The sequence below is a fragment of the Lentzea rhizosphaerae genome, assembly GCF_042649515.1.
In the GTDB taxonomy this organism is placed as follows: Bacteria; Actinomycetota; Actinomycetes; order Mycobacteriales; family Pseudonocardiaceae; genus Lentzea; species Lentzea aerocolonigenes.
This window is the reverse complement of record NZ_JBHRZI010000046.1, coordinates 262,207-287,660: the sequence shown is the minus strand read 5'-3', so window position 1 is coordinate 287,660 and position 25,454 is coordinate 262,207. Positions and strand designations below refer to the sequence as shown.

Annotated in this window: 24 protein-coding genes and 1 tRNA gene; 17 read left to right on the top strand and 8 right to left on the bottom strand. The window is 67.6% G+C overall.

The annotated features are described in order from the left end of the window. On the top strand, positions 1-583 hold a 583-nt coding region (locus tag ACFOWZ_RS43120), incomplete at its 5' end, for an HNH endonuclease signature motif containing protein (protein ID WP_382379765.1). A gap of 708 nt (positions 584-1,291) precedes the next feature. On the opposite strand, the gene ACFOWZ_RS43115 is transcribed toward ACFOWZ_RS43120, so the two are convergent. Genes ACFOWZ_RS43115 through ACFOWZ_RS43105 form a run of 3 tightly spaced genes read right to left on the bottom strand, consistent with a single transcriptional unit; the run spans position 1,292 to position 4,448 of the window. Beyond that, positions 1,292-2,194 (bottom strand): carbohydrate ABC transporter permease, encoded by a 903-nt coding sequence (locus ACFOWZ_RS43115; protein ID WP_382379764.1) that lies wholly within the window; start codon positions 2,192-2,194, stop codon positions 1,292-1,294. Next, complete coding sequence (locus tag ACFOWZ_RS43110; RefSeq protein WP_382379763.1) at positions 2,191-3,144, bottom strand: carbohydrate ABC transporter permease; 954 nt, start codon at positions 3,142-3,144, stop codon at positions 2,191-2,193. Before ACFOWZ_RS43110 ends, ACFOWZ_RS43115 begins: the two co-directional genes overlap by 4 nt. Further along, entirely contained in the window at positions 3,141-4,448 is a 1,308-nt protein-coding gene (locus ACFOWZ_RS43105; protein ID WP_382379762.1) for an ABC transporter substrate-binding protein, read from the bottom strand. Before ACFOWZ_RS43105 ends, ACFOWZ_RS43110 begins: the two co-directional genes overlap by 4 nt. Before the next feature lie 239 nt (positions 4,449-4,687). Between ACFOWZ_RS43105 and ACFOWZ_RS43100 the strand changes: the two genes are divergently transcribed. The 8 genes from ACFOWZ_RS43100 (at position 4,688) to ACFOWZ_RS43065 (ending at position 12,524) form a co-directional block, all read left to right on the top strand. Next, positions 4,688-6,670, top strand: a complete 1,983-nt coding sequence (locus tag ACFOWZ_RS43100) for a beta-galactosidase (protein WP_382379761.1) — start codon at positions 4,688-4,690, stop codon at positions 6,668-6,670. A gap of 1 nt (position 6,671) precedes the next feature. Beyond that, positions 6,672-7,469 (top strand): DeoR/GlpR family DNA-binding transcription regulator, encoded by a 798-nt coding sequence (locus tag ACFOWZ_RS43095; RefSeq protein ID WP_030467666.1) that lies wholly within the window; start codon positions 6,672-6,674, stop codon positions 7,467-7,469. Next, positions 7,466-8,551 (top strand): galactose-1-phosphate uridylyltransferase, encoded by a 1,086-nt coding sequence (gene galT / locus ACFOWZ_RS43090; RefSeq protein WP_382379760.1) that lies wholly within the window; start codon positions 7,466-7,468, stop codon positions 8,549-8,551. Before ACFOWZ_RS43095 ends, galT begins: the two co-directional genes overlap by 4 nt. A 63-nt stretch (positions 8,552-8,614) precedes the next feature. Then, entirely contained in the window at positions 8,615-10,105 is a 1,491-nt protein-coding gene (locus ACFOWZ_RS43085) for a S1C family serine protease (RefSeq protein WP_382379759.1), read from the top strand. Positions 10,106-10,269: 164 nt separating this feature from the next. After that, the gene (locus ACFOWZ_RS43080; protein WP_382379758.1) at positions 10,270-10,956 is read left to right on the top strand and encodes a response regulator transcription factor; all 687 of its coding nucleotides are present in this window, start codon (positions 10,270-10,272) and stop codon (positions 10,954-10,956) included. 23 nt (positions 10,957-10,979) lie between these two features. Continuing rightward, positions 10,980-11,840: a sensor histidine kinase gene (locus ACFOWZ_RS43075; RefSeq protein ID WP_382379778.1), complete on the top strand. Its 861-nt coding sequence runs from the start codon at positions 10,980-10,982 to the stop codon at positions 11,838-11,840. A gap of 5 nt (positions 11,841-11,845) precedes the next feature. After that, the gene (locus ACFOWZ_RS43070) at positions 11,846-12,346 is read left to right on the top strand and encodes a MogA/MoaB family molybdenum cofactor biosynthesis protein (protein ID WP_030467661.1); all 501 of its coding nucleotides are present in this window, start codon (positions 11,846-11,848) and stop codon (positions 12,344-12,346) included. Continuing rightward, a complete protein-coding gene (locus ACFOWZ_RS43065; RefSeq protein WP_081902122.1) occupies positions 12,333-12,524 on the top strand; it encodes a hypothetical protein in 192 nt (63 codons plus the stop codon). The genes ACFOWZ_RS43070 and ACFOWZ_RS43065 overlap by 14 nt, the downstream gene beginning before the upstream one ends. A 1,121-nt stretch (positions 12,525-13,645) precedes the next feature. Here the strand turns inward: ACFOWZ_RS43065 and mscL are convergent. From mscL to ACFOWZ_RS43045, 4 genes are all read right to left on the bottom strand, one after another. Continuing rightward, a complete protein-coding gene (gene mscL, locus ACFOWZ_RS43060) occupies positions 13,646-14,083 on the bottom strand; it encodes a large-conductance mechanosensitive channel protein MscL (RefSeq protein WP_382379757.1) in 438 nt (145 codons plus the stop codon). Next, positions 14,083-14,637, bottom strand: coding sequence for an SAF domain-containing protein (locus ACFOWZ_RS43055; protein ID WP_382379756.1), 555 nt, complete (start codon positions 14,635-14,637; stop codon positions 14,083-14,085). Before ACFOWZ_RS43055 ends, mscL begins: the two co-directional genes overlap by 1 nt. Before the next feature lie 72 nt (positions 14,638-14,709). Next, complete coding sequence (locus ACFOWZ_RS43050) at positions 14,710-15,012, bottom strand: FmdB family zinc ribbon protein (RefSeq protein WP_382379755.1); 303 nt, start codon at positions 15,010-15,012, stop codon at positions 14,710-14,712. A 94-nt stretch (positions 15,013-15,106) separates the two neighbouring features. Continuing rightward, entirely contained in the window at positions 15,107-15,673 is a 567-nt protein-coding gene (locus ACFOWZ_RS43045; protein WP_382379754.1) for a 5-formyltetrahydrofolate cyclo-ligase, read from the bottom strand. 38 nt (positions 15,674-15,711) lie between these two features. On the opposite strand from ACFOWZ_RS43045, the gene ACFOWZ_RS43040 reads away from it, so the two are divergent. The 5 genes from ACFOWZ_RS43040 to ACFOWZ_RS43020 all read left to right on the top strand — a co-directional run bounded on the left by ACFOWZ_RS43040 (position 15,712) and on the right by ACFOWZ_RS43020 (position 19,503). Continuing rightward, a complete protein-coding gene (locus tag ACFOWZ_RS43040; RefSeq protein ID WP_382379753.1) occupies positions 15,712-16,596 on the top strand; it encodes a UTP--glucose-1-phosphate uridylyltransferase in 885 nt (294 codons plus the stop codon). A gap of 16 nt (positions 16,597-16,612) precedes the next feature. Continuing rightward, on the top strand, positions 16,613-17,836 hold the full coding sequence (gene glp / locus ACFOWZ_RS43035) for a molybdotransferase-like divisome protein Glp (RefSeq protein WP_382379752.1): 1,224 nt from the start codon (positions 16,613-16,615) through the stop codon (positions 17,834-17,836). Between the two features lie 13 nt (positions 17,837-17,849). Then, positions 17,850-18,503, top strand: coding sequence for a GNAT family N-acetyltransferase (locus tag ACFOWZ_RS43030; RefSeq protein ID WP_382379751.1), 654 nt, complete (start codon positions 17,850-17,852; stop codon positions 18,501-18,503). A gap of 155 nt (positions 18,504-18,658) precedes the next feature. After that, positions 18,659-19,372, top strand: a complete 714-nt coding sequence (sepX, locus tag ACFOWZ_RS43025) for a divisome protein SepX/GlpR (RefSeq protein WP_382379750.1) — start codon at positions 18,659-18,661, stop codon at positions 19,370-19,372. Between the two features lie 58 nt (positions 19,373-19,430). Continuing rightward, positions 19,431-19,503: transfer RNA gene (locus tag ACFOWZ_RS43020), tRNA-Ala, on the top strand. A 297-nt stretch (positions 19,504-19,800) separates the two neighbouring features. Here ACFOWZ_RS43020 and ACFOWZ_RS43015 read toward each other — a convergent pair. After that, positions 19,801-20,271 carry an MmpS family transport accessory protein gene (locus ACFOWZ_RS43015; RefSeq protein ID WP_382379749.1) on the bottom strand — a complete coding sequence of 157 codons (471 nt, stop codon included), beginning with the start codon at positions 20,269-20,271 and terminating at the stop codon, positions 19,801-19,803. Positions 20,272-20,838: 567 nt separating this feature from the next. Here ACFOWZ_RS43015 and ACFOWZ_RS43010 point away from each other — a divergent pair. From ACFOWZ_RS43010 to ACFOWZ_RS43000, 3 genes are all read left to right on the top strand, one after another. Then, on the top strand, positions 20,839-23,553 hold the full coding sequence (locus ACFOWZ_RS43010; RefSeq protein WP_382379748.1) for a cupredoxin domain-containing protein: 2,715 nt from the start codon (positions 20,839-20,841) through the stop codon (positions 23,551-23,553). 77 nt (positions 23,554-23,630) lie between these two features. Beyond that, positions 23,631-24,614, top strand: coding sequence for a multicopper oxidase family protein (locus ACFOWZ_RS43005; protein ID WP_382379747.1), 984 nt, complete (start codon positions 23,631-23,633; stop codon positions 24,612-24,614). A 54-nt stretch (positions 24,615-24,668) separates the two neighbouring features. Next, a complete protein-coding gene (locus ACFOWZ_RS43000) occupies positions 24,669-25,382 on the top strand; it encodes a YcnI family copper-binding membrane protein (protein WP_382379746.1) in 714 nt (237 codons plus the stop codon). Positions 25,383-25,454: the final 72 nt, after the last annotated feature.

The following is a 25,454-nucleotide window of genomic DNA, read 5'->3' as shown; positions in this document are numbered from 1 at the left end:
CGCCGAGGAAGGCCCGGACCTGCGCACCCGCGAGGAACGCGAAGGCGACGCCCTGGCCGAACTGGTCGACCTGATGCTGCGCGCCGACCAGTTGCCCGAACACGGCGGCGAACCGGTCACCCTGACGCTGACCATGTCCTACGAGGACCTCGCCAACCAGGTCGGTCACGCCACCCTGGACAACGGCGATCGTGTCTCGGCCGAGCAGGTGCGTCAGTTCGCCTGCAACGCGGGGATCATCCCGATGGTCCTGGGCGGGGCAGGCCAGCCGCTGGACGTCGGCCGCAAGACCCGTACCTTCCCGGCCGCGATCCGCCGGACCCTGGTGACCAGGGATCGGGGCTGTGCCTTCCCGGGCTGTGGCAGACCACCCAGACAGTGCGACGCCCACCACATCCGCCACTGGGCCGACGGCGGGGACACCTCCGTCGACAACGCCGTGCTGCTCTGCCGCCACCACCACACCCTGATCCACCAGAGCAAGTGGGAAGTCAGGCTGGTGACCGGGATACCGACGTTCTACGCACCGGCCTGGCTCGACCCGCAACGAAGGCCGAGACGCAACCTGATCAACACCGCCTGACCACAGCGAGGCGGTGGTGATGAAGGCCGCCTGGCTCCGGGGAAGCGCGGGTTGATGAGGGTCACCAGGCTACGGAGGAGGCGGTGGTGATGAAGGCCGTCTCGCTACGGGGAAGCGGTGTTGATGAGGCTGCCTGGAGGCGGGCTGATGAATGCCGCTCTGGTTCACGTCCAGATGCCCCTCGAGGCCTACCTTCCGAAGGTAACCCGCGAACCCAACCCGCAGGCGTCCGGCGCGGCCAATCCTGCGAGCCAATCTCGCGAGGCATCCGGCGCAGCCAATCTCCTGAAGCCGGTAACGCGATGGCGTAGCCGAGCCGGATCTCCCACCGCAACGCTGGCAATGGCGAAGCCGAGCACCCCACCAGCCGCGATGGCGAAGCCGAGCCGGACAGGGCAATGCGTCATCGGGCAAGCGGTAATGGCGGAAGCTGACCAACAAACGGGACCACGTTACAAAGCGATTGGGGCTTGACTTTGGGAGCGAGGTGCTAGCCTTTTCGGATCGGGCGGGTGCGAAGCATCCGACCTTTTCCGCCCGACACAGCGCCTCGCAAGGGCCCCGAAGTCAAGCCCCAATCGCAATCGTCGCGAAGCGGCGATGAAATGACCCGGCTCGTCATACGACCCACGCAACCACCAACACAAGGCGGCCCGCACAACAGCGCCCCCCAGCCCGAAGGCCAGGGGGCGCCAAAGACCGCAACACTCAACCCTTGGTGGACCCCAACGTCAACCCACCCACGAACTGCCGCTGCAAAACAAAGAACACCACCAACGTGGGCAACGCCACCAACAACGACCCAGCAGCAATGAGGTTGTTGTCAGTGAAGAACGTCCCCTTCAAGTTCTGCAACGCAGAAGTGACCGGCATCTTGTCCCCATCCTGAATCAAAACCAACGCCCACAAGAAGTCGTTGTAAATCCAGGTGAACTCAAGCGTGGCCAACGCAGCCAGCACCGGCCGGCACAACGGCAGAGTCAACTGCCAGTACTGCCGGAACACCGAAGCCCCATCCACCCGAGCAGCCTCAGTCAACTCGTACGGAATAGTCTTCATGTAGTTCGACAAAACAAAAGTGCAGAACCCGGACTGAAAAGCGATGTGGATCAGAATCACACCGAGCTGCGAGTCGATCAACGACCCGCTCGCGGAGATCCACTCCGGCACCTCGATCAGCCGGTACAGCCTCCACAGCGGCGTCACGATCACCTGCTGCGGCAGCAGGTTGCCCGCGGTGAAGATCATGAGCAGCGCCAGGTTGAGCTTGAAGCTGAACCGGGACACGCCGAACGCCACCATCGAGCTGAGCAGCAGCGTGAGCACCAGCGCGGGGATGGTGATCAGGAACGTGTTCAGGTAGAAGTGCGGCAGGTCGCCGATTTCCCACGCCTTCGCGAAGTTCGCCAGGGTGAGGGACTTCGCGATGGAGAAGTAGCCGTTGACCGACGTGTCTTCGTACGTGCGCAACGACGCGTAGACCGCCCACAGCAGGGGTGCCAGCGTCATCAGGCACGTCAGGATCAGGAACACGTGCAACGCGATCCGCGCCGGGGTCACCGTCCGCTTGTTCACAGCCGGCACCGAGGGCCGTTCCAAGGTGGCCGTCACGTCCGGTTCTCCTTGCTGAACGTCTGGTACAGGTACGGGATGATGACGCCGAGCGAGATCGTCAGCAGGATCACCGCGACCGCCGAGCCGCGGCCGATGCGCGACGCCTCACCGATGATGTTGTCGGTCACCAGCACCGACAACAGCTCCAACCCGTTGCGTCCCTTGTTGATGACGTAGACGATGTCGAACGCTCGCAGCGCCTCGATCACCGTCACGACGGCCACGACGATGTTGACCGGTTTCATCACCGGGAAGGTGACGCGGAAGAACGTCTGGGTCGCCGAGGCGCCGTCGAGCGCGGCGGCTTCCTTCAGCGACGGGTCGACGCCTTTCAGGCCCGCCAAGTACAGCAGCATGATGTAGCCGGTGTGCCGCCACGCGGCCGCTACGAGCACCGAGTAGAGGTTGATGTCCGAGTCGCCGATCCAGTCGACCGGCTTGTCGAGGCCCAGCACCGAGTTCAGCAGACCGCCGTCGGGCGTGTAGATCAGCTGCCAGATGAAGCCGATCAGCGCGAGCGACAGCACCATCGGCATGTACAGCGCGCTCTGGTAGATGCGGCTGAACCTGAGCTCGCGGTCGAGCAGCACGGCCAGCAGCAGGCCCGCGCACGTCGGCACGATCAGCAGGAACGCCAGCCAGATCAGGTTGTGCTGCACGGCCGGCCAGAACCGCGGGTACTCGGTGAAGATCTCGACGTAGTTCTCGACACCGATCCACTCGATGTCCTCGAACCCTCCGATGCCGTTCCACCTGCTGAACGACAGCGCGATCGAGCCCAGCGTCGGGATCCACACGAACAGCAGGTGCACGATCGTGGGGATGCCGAGCATGATCGCGAGCACCAGTTTGTCCGTGCCGGCGAGGGCGGTGGCACGTTTTCCACGCCGACGAGGCGGCGGCCCGCTGGGGGCCACCGCCTTCGGCTTCTCCTGCAACGCGGTCACTTGAAGATGTTCTTCGCCTGGTCGGCCATGCCCTTGAGCACGGAGTCGATGTCATCGGGGTTCTTGATGAACGCGATGAGCCCGTTGGTCGCCGCCTCGCTCGCGAAGCCGGGGTCGGTGTCGCGGTCGAGGAACTGCGTGATGTGCTTGGCGCTCTTGATGACCTCGGCCGACTTCTTCTGCAGCGCGCTGTAGCCGGACGTGTCGGCCTTCGTGTTGGTCGCGATCGAGTTCGGGTCCGCCTTGAGGTAGGCGAGCTGCGGTTCGGGGCTCGCCAGGTACTCGAGCAGCTTGAGCGCACCCTCGGGGTTCGCCGGCTTCTTCGCCATCATGTAGCCGTCGATCGGCGCCTCGACCGTGTCGGTGCCGTGCTCGGGGTTGATCTCCGGGAACGGGAAGAAGTCGAGGTCGTCCTTGTCGGCGTCCGGGAACTGCTGGCCCACGAACGAGCCGAGCAGGTACATGCCGGCCTTCTTCTGCTGCAACGCCTGAGCGGCTTCCTGCCACTCGCGGCCGAGGGCGTTCTCCTGGTGGAACGGCAGCAGCCGCTTCCAGGTGTCGAACACGTCCTTGACCTTCTTGTCCTGCCAGTTCTCCTTGCCCGCGAGCAGGTCGACGTGGAACTGGTAGCCGTTGATGCGGAAGTTCAGCTGGTCGAACGTGCCCATGCCCGGCCAGCCCTGCTTCTGGGCGAACGCGATCGGGATCAGGCCGTCGGCCTTCATCTTGGTGGAGACCGCGACGAGCTCGTCGAGGGTCTTGGGGACCGTGTAGCCGCGTTCCTGCCAGACGCTCTTGCGGTAGAACATGCCCCACGGGTACTGGATGAACGGCACGAAGTACTGCTTCTTGTCCGAGCCCGTGGACGCCTGCTTGAGCGCGTCGGAGTAGTTGCCGCCGATCTTGCCCCACAGGTCGCTGAGGTCACCGGTGAGACCCTGGTCGGCGAAGAACCGCATGCGGTAGCCGGCGAACCACGCGAGCACGTCGTCCGGCTTGCCCTGCAGGTAGTTGTTGATCTGCTCCTGGTACTGCTCGTGCTGCTTCGTGTTGATCGTGACGGAGTAACCGCCCGACTGGGCGTCGAAGCCCTTCAGCGCGGCGGTGATCGCGTCCTTCGGCACCTGGTCCGACAGGTTGTTGCCGAAGGTGACGACCTTGGAGTCGCCGCCCGAGCTGGAACCGCCGCCGCACGCCGCGAGGCCACCGGTCGCGGCGACACCTGCGCCGGCCAGCATGATCCGCAGCATCGCGCGCCTGCCGAAGTGGGGCAACGGAGAGGAACCAGGCGTGTACCGAACCATCATCGCTCCTACAGGTGACACTCGCTCGAACGAACCGAACAGGACTCCAACAAAGTTGCGCACAATGTGGTCCCAGGCACACATCATGTCAAGTCCCGTTACTCAGCTGTTAAACCCGTGCACAGCGGGTTTCTAGCACGATCCCGGTACTCGTGCCGGTCAACCGCCGAACAGACCTAAACGTGAAGTTGTGTTTGCTTGTGTTGACGTTGGGGGGTTTGTCGGCCACGCTTGCCGCCGTGACGACTTGGCCGACTGGCATGCAAGGGCTCGCCTGGGGAGCTGACTACAACCCCGAGCAGTGGCCGGAACACGTCTGGGCCGAGGACGTCGAGCTCATGCGCAGGGCCGGGGTGAACCTGGTCAGCGTGGGGATCTTCAGCTGGGCGAAGATCGAGGTCAGCAAGGGCGAGTACCGGTTCGACTGGCTCGACCGGGTGCTCGACCAGTTGCACGCGGGAGGCATCCGCGTGGACCTCGCGACCGCCACCGCCGCGCCCCCGCCGTGGCTCACGACCGAGTACCCCGAGATGCTGCCCGTCCGCGCCGACGGTGTGCGGCTCTCGCACGGCTCACGGCAGGCCTACTGCCCGTCGTCGCCGATCTACCGCGACCGGGCGACCGCGCTGGCCGCCGAGATGGCCTCGCACTACCGCGACCACCCCGCGCTCGCCGCGTGGCACGTCGGCAACGAGTACGGGTGCCACGTCGCGCGCTGCTACTGCGACACGTGCGCCGAGTCGTTCCGCGAGTGGCTCGCCGCCCGCTACACGCTCGACCAGGTGAACGAGGCCTGGTCGACGGCGTTCTGGAGCCAGGGCTACACCGACTTCGCGCAGATCCTGCCGCCGCGCGTCACGCCGACGTACGCGAACCCGGCCCAGGTGCTCGACTACGACCGGTTCAGCGACGACGCGCTGCTGGCGCAGTACAAGGCCGAGCGCGACGTGCTGCGGATGATCACGCCGGACGTGCCGGTCACCACGAACTTCATGGCCAACTGGACCTTCCGCGACCTGGACTACTGGAAGTGGGCGCGCGAGGTCGACTTCGTCTCGAACGACCACTACACCGAGGCCCAGTCACCCGACCGGCACGTCGAGCTCGCGATGTCCGCGGACCTCGTGCGCGGCCTGGCAGGCGGCAAGCCGTGGCTGCTGATGGAGAACTCGACCTCCGCGGTGAACTGGCAGCGGCGCAACATCGCCAAGCTGCCGGGGGAGATGCGGCGGCACTCGTTCCAGAACATCGCCCGCGGCGCGGACGGCACGTTGTTCTTCCAGTGGCGGCAGTCGCGCGGTGGTGGCGAGCGCTACCACTCGGCGATGGTCCCGCACGCCGGCGCGGACACGAAGGTGTACCGCGAGGTCTGCGAGGTCGGTGGCGAGTACGCGAAGCTGCGCGAGGTCATGGGCTCCACTGTGGACGCTCCCGTGGCGGTGCTGTTCGACTTCCAGTCCGGCTGGGCGCTGCGCCAGGACGCGCACCCGACGCAGGACTTCGACTACTACCGGCACGTCCTCGGCTACTACAAGGCCCTGTGGCAGGCGGGTGTCACCGTCGACTTCGTGGCACCGGGCACGAACCTGTCGAAGTACTCGATGGTCGTGGTGCCGGCGTTCTACACGGTGTCCGACGCGCACGCCGCCGTGATCGCGGACTACGTGGCAGGCGGCGGTCATGTCGTGGTCACGTACTTGTCCGGTGTTGCCGACGAGCACACGCGAGTGCGACTGGGCGGTTACCCCGGTGCGTTCCGCGACGTGCTGGGCGTGTGGTCGGAGGAGTTCTTCCCGCTGCGGCAGGACGAAACCGTTTCGCTGACGGACGGCTCGACCGCGACGCTGTGGACCGAGCACCTCCACGTGCGCAGCGCTGACGTCGTCGTTTCCTACGCCGACGGGCCGTTGCCGGGTGTGCCCGCGGTGACGCGGAACGCGTTCGGCAGCGGTGTCGCCTGGTACGTGGCGTGCGACCTCGACGAGAGCGGTCTCGGCCGAACGGTGGAAAACGCGCTTTCCGGTGCAGGCGTGGCGGTGTCGGCTCCCGGGATCGAGCTCGTGAGGCGCAAGGGCGACGTATCGTGGCTCTTCGCCGTCAACCACACCGACACCGACGCGCAGATCGAGGCGTCCGGTGTCGACGTGTTGTCCGGCGAGCAGGTCTCCGGACGCCTCACCGTGCGAGCCGGGGACGTCGTCGTCCTCAGGGAAGAGGTGTGAGGTGCTGGCACGTCAACGGCAAGCGGTCATCATCGAGGAGGTCCGGCGGACCGGCGCGGTGCGCGTGAGCGACCTGGTCGTGCGGCTCGGCGTCTCGGACATGACCGTGCGCCGCGACCTCGACGTGCTCGCCTCGCGCGGACTGGTGGAGAAGGTCTACGGCGGCGCCACGTCCGTCGTCGGGCGCTCGACCGACGAGCCCGGTTTCGAGGCCAAGTCGGTGCGGCAGCTGCCCGAGAAGGAGGCGATCGCGGCCGCCGCCGCGGGCCTCGTGCGTCCCGGCACCGCCATCGGTCTGTCCGCGGGCACGACGACGTGGACGCTGGCGCGTTTCCTCGACGACATCCCGGACCTGACCGTCGTGACGAACTCGATCCGCGTCGCGGACGTGTTGCAGCAGAGCGGGCGCACCGACCGCACGGTCGTGCTGACCGGTGGCGTGCGCACGCCGTCCGACGCGTTGGTGGGACCCGTGGCCGTGCAGGCGTTGCGGTCGCTGCACCTCGACGTGGTGTTCCTGGGCGTGCACGGCATGGCCGAGCGCTCCGGCTTCACCACCCCGAACCTCAACGAGAGTGAAACGGACCGCGCGCTCGTCGACGCCGCGGGACGCGTGGTCGTGGTCGCGGACCACGAGAAGTGGGGCACCGTGGGCATTTCCACGATCGCCGACCTCGACGAGGCAGACGTCCTGGTGACCGACGAGGGGTTGCCGGACGACGCACGGGCCATCCTCACCGAGCAGGTCGGCGAGTTGGTGTTGGCACACGTACCAGGAAGTGGCGAGGAGTTGGCGTGAGGCGTACCGCGGGAAAGCTGGCGGACGGCCGGGAGATCATCTACTTCGACGACAGCGCTGAAGCTCCACCGCGGGTCGCGGTGGACACCCGGGACCTTCCGGAGTCGCAGCCGATGTCCGAAGTGCGGCTGGACCCGTTGACCCGCGAATGGGTCGCCATGGCGGCTCACCGTCAGACACGCACCTACAAGCCCCCGGCGGATCTCTGCCCGTTGTGCCCGTCGACGCCCGGCCGGCCCACCGAGATCCCCGAGGCCGACTACGACGTCGTCGTCTTCGAGAACAGATTCCCGTCGCTGGCGCAGAACGTGCCGGACGTGCCGTCCACTGTGGATGGTGAGGAGCTGTTCGTGCGCGCGCCGGGACGTGGACGGTGCGAGGTCGTGTGCTTCACCTCCGACCACAACAAGTCGTTCGGCGAGCTCTCCGAGGCGCGCGTGCGGACCGTCGTGGACGCCTGGGCGGACCGGGTCGCCTTCCTGTCAACGTTGCCAGGCGTGGAACAGGTCTTTCCGTTCGAGAACCGCGGCGAAGAGATCGGCGTGACGCTCTCGCACCCGCACGGCCAGATCTACGCGTACCCGTTCGTGACGCCGCGCACCGAGCGGATGCTCGAAGCGGCGCTGGAGCACTACGCGGCCCACGGGCGTCCGTTGTTCGGCGACGTGCTGGAGGCCGAGCTCCGCGCGGGCGCGCGCGTGGTCGAGGAGTCCCCGCACTGGGTGGCCTTCGTGCCGGCCGCCGCGCGCTGGCCCGTCGAGGTCGTGCTGGCGCCCCGCCGGCAGATCGCGGACCTGGCCGGTCTGTCCTCTGTGGAACGTGACGACTTCAGCTCGTTGTACCTGAAGGTCCTGCACCGCCTGGACGCCCTGTACGACCGCCCGCTGCCGTACATCGCGGCCTGGCACCAGGCGCCGGTGAACGTCGGCCGCGACGAGATGTGGCTGCACCTGCAGGTCTTCTCGGTGCTCCGGACCAAGGACAAGTTGAAGTACCTCGCGGGCTCTGAATCGGGCGAGGCCGTGTGGATCAACGACGTGACCCCGGAGCAGATCGCGGAGCGGCTGCGCGGGCTCAGCTGAACCCTCACAGACCTCCAAGGCTGGTTTAAGGGTTCTCTCAGGACGGGCCGCGAGACTATGGCCATGACCGAGAGCAACCAGCCAGCGCAGCAGCCGGAACAGCCCCACTCCGTGCCGCCGAACGCCGGTCAGACCGACTCCGGCGTGCGGGAGCAGGGCCCGCAGCAGCCGGAACCCGGCCAGCCGGATCCTTTGCAGGGGGGATCCGGCCAGGCCGGGGCAACACACGCCCCTGCCGGCCTGGGCGACGTGCCCGCCTCGTTCTCTCCGGCCCAGCCGCAGGTGCACGCACCTGACGCGGGCCAGGCGCAGCTCGGCGGGTCCGGACCCGGCCAGCAGCTTCCTCCTCCTGGGTCCGGCCAACCTCACCCGCTCGGTCCTGGCGCCCAGTTCGGCGCGGAGCACCCGCACGCCGGACCGCCCTCGACGGGTCAGTACTACCTCCCGCCCGGCTACCAGCCGCCGCCCGTCCCGCCGCGTCCCAAGGGCCGAGGCAAGGTCGTGGCGGGTGTCGCGGCCCTCGTGCTGCTCGTGGGCGGCGTCTCCGGTGGCCTCGGCGGCTACCTCGGCTACAACTTCGCCAACGACTCGTCCGCGGTGAGCTCGCTCGACACGCCGCGCCCGGCCTCGCAGACCAGCAACGCCCCCGCGGGCTCGGTCGAGGACGTGGCGAACAAGCTGCTGCCGTCCGTCGTGCAGATCCAGGTCGTGACGCGGTCCGGCGCCGGCGAGGGCTCGGGGTTCATCGTCTCCAGCAACGGCCAGATCGTGACGAACAACCACGTCATCGAGGGTGCCGCGGCCGGAGGCAACATCAAGGTGGTCTTCCAGGACGGCAAGACCGCCACCGCCAAGATCCTCGGCCGCGACCCGAGCTCCGACATCGCGGTCATCCAGGCCGACGGCGTCTCCGGGCTGCCCGTCGTCCAGCTCGGCAACTCGGGTGACCTCAAGATCGGCCAGGGCGTCGTCGCGATCGGTTCGCCGTTCGAGCTGTCCGGCACCGTGACCTCCGGCATCGTCAGCTCGGTGAACCGCCCGGTCTCCGCCGGCAGCGACGCCCGCAACTCGCAGGCGACCGTGCTGAACGCCATCCAGACCGACGCGGCCATCAACCCCGGCAACTCCGGCGGTCCGCTGGTGAACATGCAGGGCCAGGTCGTGGGCATCAACTCCGCGATCTACAGCCCGAACTCCGCGGGCGGCCAGGCGGGCTCCGTCGGCATCGGCTTCGCGATCCCGATGGACCAGGCGCGCCGCACGATCGACGAGATCGTCAAGACCGGCAAGGCCAAGCAGACGGTCCTCGGCGTCGAGGTGAAGGAGGCCGAGAACGGCGGCGCCGTGATCAGCAAGGTCACCCCTGGCGGCGCCGCGGAACAGGCCGGCCTGAAGGAGAACGACGTGATCACCAAGTTCGGCGACCGTCGCATCGACAGCTCGGACACCCTCGTCGCGGCCGTGCGCTCCAAGGCGCCCGGCGACAAGGTGACCATCACGCTGTCCGACAACCGGACCGTGGAAGCCACCCTCGGAGGTGTCGAGGTGGGTTAGGTCGGGGGCGTCCGGTTCTGGCATCCGCCGCCCGCCAGAACCGGACGTGACGACCCCAGAGGGGCTGTACCTGAGCGCACCTGCCCCGCTCTCAGGTACAGCCCCTTCTTACGTCCTCGTGACGGTCACGGGCCCTGAGGGCGTTCGTGGCTTAGCGTGGGGACGTGGTGGAACGGGTGCTGGTCGTCGACGACGACACGACGGTGCGGGACGTGGTGCGCCGCTACCTCGAACACGCCGGGTACGAGGTCGAGCTGGCCGGTGACGGGGAGCAGGCGTTGCGGCTGTTGGCCGCGAACGAGCCGGACATCGTCGTGCTGGACCTGATGCTGCCCGGCGTCGACGGCCTGGAGGTGTGCCGGCGCATCCGCGAACGCGGCAGCACCCCCGTGGTCATGCTGACGGCGCTGGGCGAGGAGGAGGACCGCATCGCGGGCCTGCAGATCGGCGCGGACGACTACGTCACGAAGCCGTTCAGCCCGCGCGAGCTCGCGTTGCGCGTCTCGTCGGTGCTGCGGCGGGCGGGCAGGACCTACGAGCCGCGGATGGTGCGCGACGGGAACCTGGTGCTCGACGTCGCCGCGCACACCGCGACGCTCGACGGCATGCCGTTGCAGCTCACCACCCGCGAGTTCGACCTGCTGGCGTTCTTCATCGCGAACGCGGGCAAGGCGTTCGGGCGGGCGGAGCTGCTCGACCGGGTGTGGGGCTGGCAGTTCGGCGACCAGTCGACGGTGACCGTCCACGTGCGACGGTTGCGCGAGAAGATCGAGCAGGACCCGGCGAAACCCAAGCGCCTCAGCACCGTGTGGGGCGTCGGCTACAGGTATGACAAGTGTTCGATCGACTGAGCAAGGTGTCGCTGACCACCGTGATGACCGTCATGGTGATCGTGCCGGTGGTCGCGACCATCGCGGGTGTGCTCGTGGTCAGCAGGTTCATGTTCACGCCGATGCTCAACGCCGCTCTGATGGCGTGTGCGGTCGTCGGTGTGGTCACCGTGCCGTTCTCGATCATGCTCGGACGGGCGATCGCGCGGCGGACCATGTGGGAGCGCGAGGCCGAGTCGGCCCGGCGGCAGCTGGTGGCGTGGATCAGTCACGACCTGCGGACGCCGCTGGCCGGCATCCGGGCGATGACGGAGGCACTGGAGGACGGCGTCGTCTCCGAGCCGGGTGAGGTCGCCGTCTACGCCAAGCAGATCGCGCTGGAGGCGGACCACCTCTCCAAGCTGGTGGACGACCTGTTCCAGCTCTCACGCATCACGGCCGGTGCGCTGAACCTGACGCTGCACGACGTGCGGCTGACGGACGTCGTGAGCGACGTGGTCGCCGCTTCGCGTCCCGTGGCTGCTTTGAAGGGCGTCCAGTTGCGCGCGGTCGCTCGCGAATGGCCGGTCGTGCGCGGGTCAGATCCGGAACTGATGCGTGTCGTGCGCAACCTCGTGTCGAACGCCATACGGCACACACCGGAGGGCGGCGCGGTCTCCGTTCAGGTCGATGTGGACGGAGGCGAAGCGGTGGTGCGGGTGGACGACGGGTGCGGCGGCATCCCCGAAGACGTGCTGCCACACGTCTTCGACGTGGGCTTCCGCGGCAGCGTCGCCCGCAACCCGACCGGTGCGGGACTGGGACTTTCGATCGCTCGCGGGCTGGTCGACGCGCACCACGGGCGGATCGGCGTCCAGAACCACGGTCCTGGCTGCCGCTTCGAAGTCAGACTCCCGCTACGGTGATCGGTATGGAACGCAGCGCGCAGCGCCTTGGCCGCGCTTTGGTCGTGATCGTGGACGACCGGGTGGCGCACGGCGAGCAGGACGACAACTCCGGCCCTCTCGTCACCGAACTGCTCGAAGAAGCGGGCTTCATCGTCGACGGCACCGTCGCGGTCGAAGGTGAGGTGGTCGACATCCGGGCCGCGCTCAACACGGCCGTCATCGGTGGCGTCGACCTCGTGGTCACCGTGGGCGGCACAGGCGTGTCACCGCGCGACGTGACCCCCGACGCCACGCAGGGTGTGCTCGACCGCCCGATCCACGGCATCGCCGAGGCACTCCGTGCGTCGGGGCTGGCCGCGGGCGCGGTGGACGCAGGCATCTCGCGAGGCCTGGTCGGCGTCTCCGGCAGCACGCTCGTCGTGAACCTCGCGGGCTCGCGCTCCGCGGTCCGCGACGGCATGGCGACGCTGTCTTCGCTGGTGCCCTACGTCATCGAGCAGCTGAGCGGTCTTGACGAAGAGTGATTCGCCGAAGCCGGCCGACGACGACGCTGCTGTGAAGCGCCGTCGTCGGCTCGCTGAGGTGTTCGGCGACGTGCTCCCGGAGACGACGTCGGACGAGCGCGGTGGGGGCTCTGGGGACGGTTCTGGGGACCGTGAGGACTGGTACCGGGAGAACAGGCCGCCGCATCACGGTGGCTGACGCCCGTGGCGGGGTCTGGGGCATTGGGTGGTTCGAGGTTCGCCGGGGCTTTGCGGCGGTGGGCGGTGGGTTCGCCTGGTGTCGCGGAGGGCCGTGAGTTCGCCTGGCGCTGCGGCTTCCTGGCAGGCCGTGGGTCTGGCTGGCGACGTTGCGGGCGGCACCACGATTCTCTGGCCCGGATGAGCTGGCCTGGCATCGCTGCACTGCACCCACGACACCCTGAGCCTGATGGCGCGACCCCGGAACGTTGGCCGGGCGACTCACGTCCAGCAGGGGCACCCTGGCGACACCACGATTCCCTGGCCGACCGCGAACTCACCCGGCAACGTTCCGGGTCACGTCACTGGACCTGGCCGGAAGTCTTGTCCGAAGCCGTGAGGTTCGTTGGTGCCGAGTGCGTCTGCAAGGACTCTTTTGGCGAATCCTGACGGCGCGGCGAGGCCTCCGGTTCGAGGAAGCTATGGAAGCGCTCTCACGGGCTGCCCACCCCAAGTTGGTGGTAGAAAAGTGCCGATGACATCGTTGTCAGATCACCTCAACTACAGCCAACTGGCCTGTTCACGTCCGTGGGAGCGCAACCATCAGGGTGGGTGAACCTGCTTGGCTCGCTTTCGATAGACGGTCCCCGATCCGCCAGCAGAGTCCTGCAAGTACCACCAACTCTTGATCGAATCGCCGCTACCCGCACCCAACCCGTTCGTCGCCGGCTGTGCACCACGGCCTGTTGGTAGCGGGAAAGTGCTTGTTGATGTTGAGTTGGTGGTACTTGCAGACGCCATCAGGGCCGGAAGCAGGTCCGCCAGGCGAGTAACGGACAGACTTCTGACCAGGTGCTTAGGGCGCGCAGATGAACGACACGCTCGTTTGATCTTGATGTGCGCGCTCTCATTGCGCAGTCGATCCTGACCTGTACTTGCCGAGCCTGAACGGTCAGCGCACGGCGTGTCGCCCCTGCTGTTTGGCGCGAGAAGCACGTTCGGGCCGATAGATGGCCCGAACGTGACGTTCGCGCCAAACAACAGGGCGTTGCTGATCAGCCACATGACGACATCGGCACGGTGACTCTCTCGCGATCAACAAGCCCAGACAAGAAAGCGTCCAGGTTATTTGTCGGCGTGTCCTTAGACCTTCGGGTTGCGCACGTCCGTCCCCTGCACCTGCGGCTGCCCGTTCTGCTGCGCGGCCAGCAGGTCGCGGATCTCCTTCAGCAGTTCGACGTCGGTGGGCTCCGACGGGCCCGGCTCCTCGCCCTTCTTGCGGCGCTCCTTGATCTTGTTCATCGGGAGCACGAACACGAAGTAGACGACGGCCGCGACGATCGCGAAGTTGATGACCGCGGTGATCAGCGCACCGAAGTCCATCTTCGTCTTCTCGTTGGAGTCGAGGATCTGGTACGCGAAGCCCTCGACGTTGTTGCCACCGAACAGCGCCACCAGGGGATTGATGATGTTCGAGGTGAACGCGGTGACGATCGTTCCGAACGCGGCGCCGATGACCACGGCCACAGCCAGGTCGACGACGTTCCCGCGCATCAGGAAGTCCTTGAATCCCTTCAGCATCAGCGGAGAGTAACGGCTAACGCATGGTCCAGTGACATCGCGGCCACACGAGTTGCATTAAGTCTCGGCAACGTCAGCACGACGACCTGGCCGCGCGTCTCCCGCACCGACGCGTTCTCCGCCAGCACCTCCGCCGACGCCGAGACCACGTCGACCCTGCTGCCGACCCGCACCACGTCGGCGAGGCCCTGGTCAGCCACCCGCACGGCCACCGAAGCCAGATCGTCCGACGCTCCGGCGAGATCGAAGTCCGTCAACGGAACGCCCGCCCGCGCCGGCGACGACAACGCTCGGCCCAGCACGTCCGAAGCGCCTGAGAACGAACCCGGCAGAGGCGTGGGCAACGACACGACGCGCACGTCATCAGCCGTGAGTGGCACTCCGGCGGGTAGATCTCGTGCGGCTGCCACGGCGGGATGGCCTACGTCCGGCCAGAAGGCCGTCAACGCGGCTAGCAGGACCAGCGCGCCGGCCAGGAACCTGCGCCACGCAACGGGAGGACGGCGGCGCGACAGCGAGCGGAGCCGGTCGAGGAAGGTGCTGGAAAGAGTCATGCCTCCGACGGTAGGGCCGTCGGAGGCATGTCGAACGGGGCTCAGCCGCAAGTTGTGGACAACTCGCGATCTTCAGGAGGCCGCGGCCGCCGGAGCGCTCGTCGAGGGCTTCGAGTCCGAGGAGGACGACGAAGTCGTGGAGGACGAGGACGTGGACGAGGACGCCGTGGAAGAGGACGACGTGCTCTTGGACGAGCCCGACCGGCTGTCCGTCCGGTAGAAACCGCTGCCCTTGAAGACGACACCGACGGCGCCGAAGAGCTTGCGCAGCTTGCCCGAACACTCCGGGCACTCGGTGAGGGAGGCGTCGCTGAACGACTGCACAGCCTCGAACCGGTGCTCACAAGCGGTGCAGGCGTACTGGTACGTAGGCACTGGGTTCGCTCCTAGATCTGGCACTCGACCGTTGTGAGTGCCAACACGATTTTCGCCCAGGACCTTCCCGGAGCGCAAACACCCCAGGTCAAAGTCACAACCACCGCAGCCCCACCGAGGGGGTCAGAACGCCGTTCATCCGCACGTCGTGAGGCTCGGCGGGCACCTCCTCCAGCACCTCGCAGTCCCGCACGACAGCCACCAGCGGCGCTGTGACCAGCGGCAACGACCGGTCGTAGTGCCCCTGCCCCTTCCCGATCCGCACCCCGGACACCGACACCGCCAGCGCGGGCACCAGCACCAGCGAGGCTCCAGCGATCGCCGAGGCCCCGAGCCGGGGACCCGACGGTTCGAGCAGCTTGAACGCCGCGGGCACCAGCCCGGAGGGTCCGGTGTGGACCGCCCAGTCGAGCGGGGAGTCGCCCGTCACGATCGGTAGGAGCACCCGGCACCGCAGGCCGTCGAGCCACGACGCGTCACCGGGCTCCGAACCGACCGGCAGGAACGCGCACACCGTCTGATCAGGGCTGACGTCCAGAGCGGCGACGTGAGCCGCCAGCGCGGCCGCCTCGACGGCGCGGACCTCGGGCGACAACGATCGGCGCGCGGCCAGCAACCGTGAACGCAGTGTGGCCTTCCGGTCACGAAGATCGGACGTCATGGTGGGTATCCCTCGGTATGTCGTTAGCATCGCAGCCCATGAGCAGCGCCTTCCACACCGCTATCGTGCCCGCGGCCGGTCTGGGCACCCGTTTCCTCCCCACGACCAAAGCCGTGCCGAAGGAACTGCTGCCGCTGGTCGACACCCCCGCCATCGAGTACGTGGCGAGGGAAGCGGCCGAGGCAGGCGCGAAGAAGCTGGTCATCGTCACCTCGCCGACGAAGGCGTCGGTCGCGAACTACTTCGACGAGAGCCCGGAGCTCGAGCAGTCGCTGACCGACAAGGGCAAGACCGACCTGGTCGAGAAGATCCGGCGGGCGCCGCGGCTGATCAAGGCCGAGACCGCGATCCAGGAGCAGGCGCTCGGCCTCGGGCACGCCGTCGGGTGCGCCGAGGGCAACCTGACCGGCGATGACGAGGCCGTCGCGGTGCTGCTGCCCGACGACATCGTGCTGCCCACCGACGCGCTCAAGAAGATGGCGAAGGTCCGCGAGGAGAAGGGCGGCAGCGTCCTGCTGGCGTTCGACATCCCGCGCGAGCAGATCTCCGCGTACGGCGTGTTCGACGTCCGCGACACCGGCAGCGACGACGTCAAGCAGGTCGTCGGCATGGTCGAGAAGCCGAAGCCGGAGGAGGCCCCGTCGACGTTCGCCGCGGCCGGCCGGTACCTGCTCGACCGGGCCATCTTCGACGCTCTCAAGCGCATCACGCCTGGTGCGGGCGGTGAGCTGCAGCTGACCGACGCCATCGCGCTGCTGATCAACGAGGGGCACCCCGTGCACGTCGTGGTGCACCGCGGCGGGCGACACGACCTCGGCAATCCCGCCGGATTCCTGCGCGCTGCGGTTGACTTCGCACTCAAGACCCCGGAGTACGGACCCGACCTGCGCGAGTGGTTGCGGGAACGCCTCGACAACTCCTGAGCGCGAGGACCAACAGATGAGGTCAGTGGACGAGCAGCTCGCTCGGGTGATCGCGGCCGCGGTGCGGCCCGCACCCGTGCGGGTGGCGATCTCGGAGTCGCAGGGCCTGCTCTGCGCGGAGGAGGTCGTCGCGGAACGCGCGTTGCCCGGCTTCGACCAGGCGGCGGTGGACGGCTACGCGGTGCGCAGCGTCGACGTGTCCGGCGCGAACGCGAACCCCGTGCAGCTGCCGGTCGTGGGCGAGATCCCGGCCGGCTCCCGGCAGCCGCGCCGGCTCCAGCCGGGGCAGGCGGTGCGGGTCGCGACCGGTGCGCCGCTGCCGACGCTGGCCGACGCCGTCGTGCCGCTCGGCTACACCGACGGCCACCACGCCAAGGTGACGGTGAACCGCAGCGTGCCGTCCGCCGGGTTCGTCCGCCGCACCGGCGAGGACGTGCAGACCGGTGACGTCGCCGTGCGCCGCGGTGCGTCCATCGGTGCTGCTCAGGTGGGGTTGCTGGCCGCCGTCGGGCGCAACAAGGTGCTCGTGCACCCGCGCCCGCGAGTGTCGGTGATCTCGCTCGGCGAGGAGCTCGTCGACGTCGACCGCACGCCCGGACAGGGCCAGGTCTACGACGTGAACTCGTACGCGCTGGCCGCCGCCGCACGTGACGCGGGCGCCGAGGTCAGCAGGGTCGGCATCATGTCGGCCGATCCGCGCAGGCTGCGCGAGGTCGTCGAGGGACGGCTGCTGCTCTCCGAGATCGTGGTCATCGCCGGCGGCGTGGGCGGCACGATCGGCGACGAGGTCAAGGCGGCGCTGGCCGAGCTCGGCGACATGGACGTCAGCCGCGTCGCCATGCACCCCGGCTCCGCGCAGGGCTTCGGGCGGCTCGGGCCGGACGCCGTGCCGACGTTCCTGCTGCCGGCGAACCCGATGAGCGCGCTCGTGGTGTTCGAGGTGCTGGTCAGGCCGTTGATCAGGGCCGCGCTGGGCAAGAAGAACCCGTACCGCCGCGCCGTGTCGGCCCGGTTGCTGTCGCCACTGTCGTCGACGAAGGGCCGCAAGGGCTTCCTGCGCGGCCAGCTGCTGCGCGACGCGGACAACGGCGAGTACCTGGTGCAGCCGCTCGGCACGTCCGGGGCGCACCTGCTCGCGTCGCTGGCGGAGGCGAACTGCCTGATCATGGTCGAAGAGGACGTCACTGAGGTTTCGGTCGGCGAAGAGGTTCTCGTCAGCTTCCTCGCCCAACGCGGTTGACGAGCGGCGGGGGATGAGCGCTTTCTCCGATCTGGGACGTCACCCCGGCTGGCCGGTCCGGCTGGGGCCCGTCGAGGTGCGCGCGGGCACCGTCACCCTGCGTGGGCCCCGGCTCTTCGACGGCTCGAGCTGGTCGAAGCTGCGGATCCGCGACCGCGCGTACCTGGAGCAGTGGGAGCCCACGGCGCAGGAGGGCTGGGACGAGCGCAACGCGACGCTGTCCTGGCCCGCCCAGTGGTCGTCGCTGCGCGCCATGGCCCGGCGCGGCAGCACGTTGCCGTTCATGATCATGGTCAACGGCGAGCTGGCCGGTCAGATCACCGTCGGCAACATCGTGCGCGGTTCGCTGCTGTCCGCCTGGATCGGCTACTGGGTTGCCGCTGATCGGGCGGGTGGGGGCGTCGCAACGGCCGCTGTGGCGTTGCTCACCGATCACGCGTTCCGCGAGGCTGGTCTGCACCGGCTCGAAGCCACCGTCCGCCCGGAGAACGCCGCCTCGATCCGCGTGCTCACGAAATCCGGATATCGCGAGGAAGGCCTCTTCAAGCGTTATCTGGATGTTGCAGGACAGTGGCGCGACCACCTCTGCTTCGCGCTCACGGTCGAAGAGGTCTCGGATGGCCTAGTGCGCCGTTTGGTCGCACGCGGAGAGGCCCGTCTTCCCTGAGGGCTGCTTCCGTTCGCCGTAATCACTTCACCCAAAAGTGGGTGATACACCACACTTTGGTACGCACAGCGCTCGGCGAGCCTCCGACACTGGTGTGACTGTTGTGACTAGCGTGGTGACAGCACCACGCGTGGGCCGGGGGAGGTGAACGGGGAATGCCGAGTTCGCTGATCATCGTTGCGCTGGTCGTGGCGTGGCTGGTGGTCCTCGTCCCCATGATGGCCCGCAAGCGCCAGGAGAGTGCGCGCAGCGTGGGGGAGGAGTACGACGCCATGCCCGACGCCGAGTACGACGACATCCACGACATCGACGACGACTACTTCGACGAGGAGGAGTACGTCGAGCGCCCGTTCCGGCGCGGCCGTGGTGGCTACGACCCGGAGACCGCCGCACTGGTGGCCCAGGCGAAGTACGCGTTCCGCCGCAGAGTCGTGGCGTTCCTGCTGGTCGCCGCCGTCGCTTCCGGTGTGGTGGCCGGCGTGTTCTACACGCCGCTCTGGTACGGCCACGCCGCGCTGGACCTGATGATCGTGGGCTACCTGACGTACCTGCGCCGCCAGGTGCGGATCGAGGAGGAGATCCGCGCCCGCCGGCTGGCCCGCCTGCAGCAGGTCCGCCGCCGCCGGGCGACGGGCCCGCAGCCCCAGCAGGAGGCCCCGGCAGCGGAACCGGTCGTCGCCGCGGAGGCCGAGACCACCCAGGTCGAGGTCGTCGTGGTCGACGAGAAGCCGGCGCTGCCACCGTTGCCGCGCTACGAGCACCACGTGCGACCGGGCACCATTCCGGTCGACTCCGACGACGAGGACCCGGTGTTCGTCGAGTTGGACGGACTGGAGTCGCTGCGGTACCGAGGTGCCGTGGGGGCTTAGGAGGGGGTGGTGAAAACACCCCCTCCGGCCCTGCTATAGTTCTCTCGTAACACCGCAAGGGGCTGTAGCACAGTTGGTAGCGCGTCTCGTTCGCATCGAGAAGGTCAGGGGTTCGATTCCCCTCAGCTCCACATCACGTCAGAGGCCGTCCACTTTGGAGTGGGCGGCCTCTTTCCTTGCCGGTGCGGCAGCGAAGCGCTGCTGATCAAGGCTCTCGCCAAGCCTCTTGAGCGCATACCTCTTCATCTGTGACCAGCAGCGTTCCGCAGGACCGCTGTCCGTCGTGGACCGTGATCTTGCGAACCCCGGAGTGAGCAACACGGCTGTCTCAGGACCTGTTGAAATTCGGGGACAGATCTGCCGCCTCCGCGTCTTGCGCAGGCGTCGGGTGTCCTCGCTGACGACTCCGTCCACATCGGACGGTGCCATCACCCCTGCGCCGCCGGCGCGATCATGTTCGAGCACGACACGGTGGTGTACTCGCCCTTGGCCGTGTTGTTGGCGACGACGTGGCCGTCGACCGTGATGGTGCACGAGATCGACTCGCCCTGACCGTTGGTCGCCATGACCTGTGCCACGGCGAGACCTGGCCTTGCGGGGATGGTCAGTTCCTTGCGCCACGGCAGGCCGACGGCTTCCGCCTTCTCGACGGTGTTCGTCCCCTCGACCGCGAACCTGATCTCCGGTGCCCTGCCTCCCGGGCCGGTGACCTCGTAGACGACCGTGTGGGTGGTCGGAACGGGCGCGGGGTCGTCGCCGGTGAGGTTCAGGGCCGCCACCGCGAGAACCACGGCCGCGGCCAGGCCGGCTGCCGCCGCCCACCGGGCTCGCCGGCGGCCTCGGCCGCTGGTGGGAGGCGCGAGTGGGCCGGCTTTGCGGGTGCTCGTGGCTGACGGCATATCCCACCACTCCCTCTTGTCGGTGGATTCGGGTATTGCTGCGCTGGTCGTTGTTGCGCCGGGCCATGGTGGCAGCTGTGCGGATGTTTTGGCCAGGTCCATTCGGGGAAGAAATTTCTTGGTTCCGCGTTGTCGAATGGCTCCGGAACTGTCGGATGTCAACTTTGAAAAGCAAACACCTGTCACTTGGCATGCAGGTCGTAGGCCTGCTCAAGGCCGTGTTGACCTGCACATATACGCGCCGAATGGTGTTGGGTGCAATGTCGCGCATGGTGTGCCACGGAATATCTCGTTAGGTCTTGGTCACATCACGGGACGGTCGCGAGTGCGACCCAGTTGACAGATCGTTTACATTCGGGTAATTCCTCGGACATTGGCCGCACGACGATTTAGGTGTCTTCACGTGACGGCCGGTGCACCACCCGCGGATGTGAACCGCAGCGCTGTTGGACGCTAATGCGGAGAAACGAAACCTCAACGGGGTGTTGTTTGTCATGCGTGGAGTTTTCCGATGTGCCGCAGCAGGTGTCAGAAGGGAAATCGATGCGCTCTCCACACCTATCACGGATGTTCTCGTCGGGGAGGCGACGGCGCGGGGCGCGAGTACTCGCGTTCGGCTCCGCGCTGGTGGTCGCCCTGACCGCGATCGGGTTGAACACGCCGGCGGCCACCGCGGCCACCTTCTCGGTGTCGATGCAGAACCTGCAGTACAACCCGGCGACTTTGAACGTGAACGTCGGTGACACCGTCAAGTGGACCAACAACGAGACCAACGGTGTCGTTCACAGCGTGACCGGTGGTCCGCTGTCCTCGGACGTGAACCCCGGCGAGTCCTACTCGTTCACCTTCACGTCCACGGGCACCGTCAACTACCGCTGCCGTTTCCACCCGGACATGCTCGGGTCGATCGTGGTCGGTGGCACCACGCCCACGACCACGACGGGACCGACGACCACCACCACGGCGCCTACGACCACGACGGTGCCGCCGACAACGACGAGCACCACGAGTTCCAACACACCCGCCCCGACGACGACCACCGGTTCGGGTGGGCTTCCGGTCGGTGGCGGACCTCTGCCGGTGTCGTTCCACCTCACGGACAACCAGGGGTCGTGGTACGACACGAACCTGAACCTGTTCGGCACGAAGTCCCTCGCCGTGGCCGAGTTGCCGCGGGTGAAGACCGGCGGGCTCATCCCCGGTGTTCCGCTGAACGGTGTTCCGCTGCTGGGCAACGGCGCTCTGCTCGGTTCGGACGCGAGCAACCTGCTCAACGGTGACCTGGCGCGGTTGACGCAGCTGCCGTTCAACAACGGCACGCCGCTGATCTCGAGCCTCGGCGTGGACACGGAGAAGCTGCTCGGGCTGGACGGGCTGCGCACCGCGATCGGCAAGGTGATGCCGCCACTCGACCTGCGGGCGATCAAGGCGAACACCCTGATCACCCAGCTGTCCCAGCAGATGGCGGCCCGTCCTGCCAACACGAAGACCGCGCTGACCGACCTGCCGGTCGGCGTGGAGCTGATGAAGGTGCTGGCCGACATCCAGAAGTACGTGCAGACCGCCACGATCAGCCTGCCCGTGACGGTGAACTTCGACATCTCGAGCCCGAACGCGGAGTCGGCGCACACGATCACGAACCTGATCTGGCCGGAGGGGGCGGCGGGCTTCCCGTTCGACCAGCCGGGCGCCTTCGTCGGCAGCACGACCGCGCAGCTGACCGAACCCGGTCTCTACGCGTTCGTCTGCAAGATCCACCCGTACATGCTCGGCGCGGTCGTCGTCGACGACCCGCTCACGCCCGGCCTCGACTTCGGCAAGAAGCTCAAGATCAACAGCCGTGCGATGAACGTCCCGTCCGACGCCGACATCATCTCGCAGCTGGTGCTGAAGTTCTTCAACATCACCGCGCCGAACAACTGGCAGAAGTTCAGCAACACCGAGCAGCGGACGTGGAACCCGACGTTCCCGCCCGCGCCGATCCTGATGTACGACTCGAACGGATCGCCGCAGCTCGTCCCGTTGCTGGACGCCTACTTCAAGAACAAGTTCGGCCTGCCGAAGACCCTGCCGGCACTCAACCAGCGGCCGGGAACTCCCGGCGTGGGTGAGGTCTGGATCGACACCCAGAAGGAGCGGACAGCGGGCAAGACCAAGTCCGGCACCGCGACGAAGGTCGACGTCGCCAGCTGGAAGGTGGACCGCAAGGTCGCGTTGCCCGAGATCAACATGAACAACCCGCACAACATGTGGACCGACAAGGAGGAGAAGTACATCTACCAAACCGAGTGGTTCGGCAACAAGCTCACCGTCTTCGAGCGGGCGACGGGCAGGTACGTCCGGCAGATCGAGGTCGGGCCCGATCCCTCGCACGTGATGACCAGGACGGACACCGACCAGCTGCACGTCGCGATCAACGGTGGCGCGTCGGTGGTCGAGCTCTCGCCGGGCGGCACGAAGATCGACCGGCGCATTCCGGTCCAGGGACCGGGTGAGAAGGTCGCGCACCCGCACGCGCACTGGATGACCGGTGACGGCGCGACCATGGTCACGCCGAACGTCAACACCTACGACTCCACCGTCGTGGACATCGCGACCGGCAACATCCGCAAGGAGGCGACCGGCGAGCTGCCGATTGCCACGGGCATCACGCCTGACGGTGCGAAGGCGTACGAGGCGAACTTCATGGGCGCGACGGTGTCCTGCATCTCGCTCAAAGCCGACGCCTGCAAGGACGGCGGCGCCACGGTGCACCACAAGCAGATCGACCTGTGGCGCAACTACGACCCGGTGGCCGGTGAACGCGGCTCGTTCGGCGGCCTGCCGATCCAGCTGCCGGTGAGCCCGGACGGCAACGCGCTGCTGGTGGCCAACACGTTGTCGTCGAACATCACCGTCATCGACCCGAAGACCGACGAGATCGTGAAGTGGTTGCCCTGCGACTCCGGTTGCCACGGCATCAACTACGGGGCGAAGAAGGGCGGCGGCTACTACGCCTACGTCTCCAGCAAGTTCGCCAACACCCTCGCGGTCGTCGACATCGACCCGAACGGCGACGGCAGTCCGTCCGATGCCGCCGTGGTCGGCAAGATGGTGCTCGACGCGACCTCCACGACCGCGATGGACGACCAGGTCGTGGACTACATGGGAATGGGCGGTATGGGCGTGCTCGCCGTGCCGCTCGTCTACAACGGCTGGGCGCAGAGGGTGCCCAGCAATCCGGTGAACGACCAGCTGACCTGTCGTCAGCGGCACCCGCTCACCTACGCCACTGATTGCTGACACCCACCCCAACCGCGGGACGGGAAGCCGTTCGAGGACGGCTTCCCGGCCCGCGGCTTCCCAGCGGGAGGCGACTCATGTCCACAGAGTTGGTTAGAAAGCGCAAAGTCCTGCCGGTGCTGACGGTTCTGCTGTCCGTCCTGATCGCTCTGGCGGGTGTGACGGCGTCGAGCGTCCTGAAGGAGTCCACTTCGGACTCGGTGCTGCCGGCCGCGGCGGGCGACGACCTCGGTGACGGCACCCGCCTGGCCCCGTACGAGGTGGTCGGCGGGGTCAAGGTGTTCCGCCTGCGTGCGGCGCCCCTGTCGTGGGAGGTCTCGCCCGGCAACGTCCGGCAGGCCTTCGCCTACAACGGAACCGTGCCCGGCCCGGTCATCCGGGTCAACGAGGGCGACACGGTGCGCTTCATCGTCCAGAACGACCTGCCGGAGAACACCGCGCTGCACTGGCACGGCATGGACCTGCCCAACGACCAGGACGGCGTGCCCGGCCTCACCCAGCCGGAAATCGAGCCGGGGCAGAGTTTCACCTACGAGTGGAAGGCGATCAGCACCGGAACCCATTGGTACCACTCGCACATGCACGGCGATCAGGAGGGCAAGGGACTCTACGGCTCGCTGGAGGTGGTGCCCAGGCTCGGTGACATCGTCGCCGCCCGCGACTACCGGCTGATCATCGGGGACGGCCCGCTGGGTTTCGTGTTCAACGGCAAGAGCTTTCCCGCCACCGCGCCGCTGCGGGCGCGAGTGGGCGAGCGGGTGCGCATCCGGTTGATCGGCGCAGGCCCGGAGATGATCCACCCCATCCACCTGCACGGCGGGTACTTCGAGGTGGTCGCGCAGGACGGCAGGCGACTACCGGTCCCGCAGCAGATGGACACCTTGCTCGTCGGTGTCGGGCAGACCTTCGACATCGTCTGGGTGCCGACCAGGGTGGGCAAGTGGATGATCCACTGCCACATCTTCTCCCACGCCGAGACCCACCACGGGATGGCGGGGCTCGTGTCCATCTTCAACGTCGACCCGCCCGCGGTCGGCCTGCCACTCCCGCTGGGCGGCTGACGCATGACGAGTACCCGCGATCGCGATGGAATCCCCACTGCGGAAGGAAAAACGATGGTCCGGCCCGGCACCGCGCTCGTCGCCCTGGCGGCGTTCCTCATCATCCTGTTCCCGTCGACCGCGTCGGCCCACGTCACCGTCTCACCGGGCACCGCGGAACCGGGCGGTTACGCCAGGGTGGTGTTCAGGGTGCCGAACGAGCGTGCGGACGCCTCGACGACGCGGCTGGAGGTGACCTTCCCCTCCGACCACCGGTTCGCTTCGGTGTCCGTGCAACCGGTTCCCGGCTGGACGGCGACCACCACGAAGGAGAAGGCGGACGTGGCCGGCAAGTCGGACGAGGACTCCTCCGGTGAGGTCGTGACGGGCATCGTCTGGGAGGGAGGGACCGTCCAACCCGGACAGTTCCAGGAGTTCGGCGTTTCGATGGGGAAGCTGCCGGCGGCGAACACCAAGCTGGTGTTCAAGGCCTTGCAGACCTACTCGAGCGGTGAGGTCGTGCGGTGGATCGACGTCCAGGCCGACGGCGGGCCGCGCCCCGAGCACCCGGCTCCGACGCTGTCGGTGGCCACGTCGGCGGTCTCCGCCCCGCCCGCGGTGCCCGCTGCCGGAACCGACGTGCTCGGCCGAGTGCTCGGCGGGGCAGGACTGCTGGCAGGTCTCGTCGCGCTCGGGGTGTCGGTCGTCGCGCGCAGGCGGCCGTTCGCACCGGCGGACAGCGTTGCCGCGCAGGAGAAACCGGTCGCGAACGAGCCAGCACGGGTCTGAGAGCCAGCGAGGTCGACGGTCCTTCGCCGGCCGTCGACCTCGCACCCCGCCACGTCATCCCGGTGAGAGGAA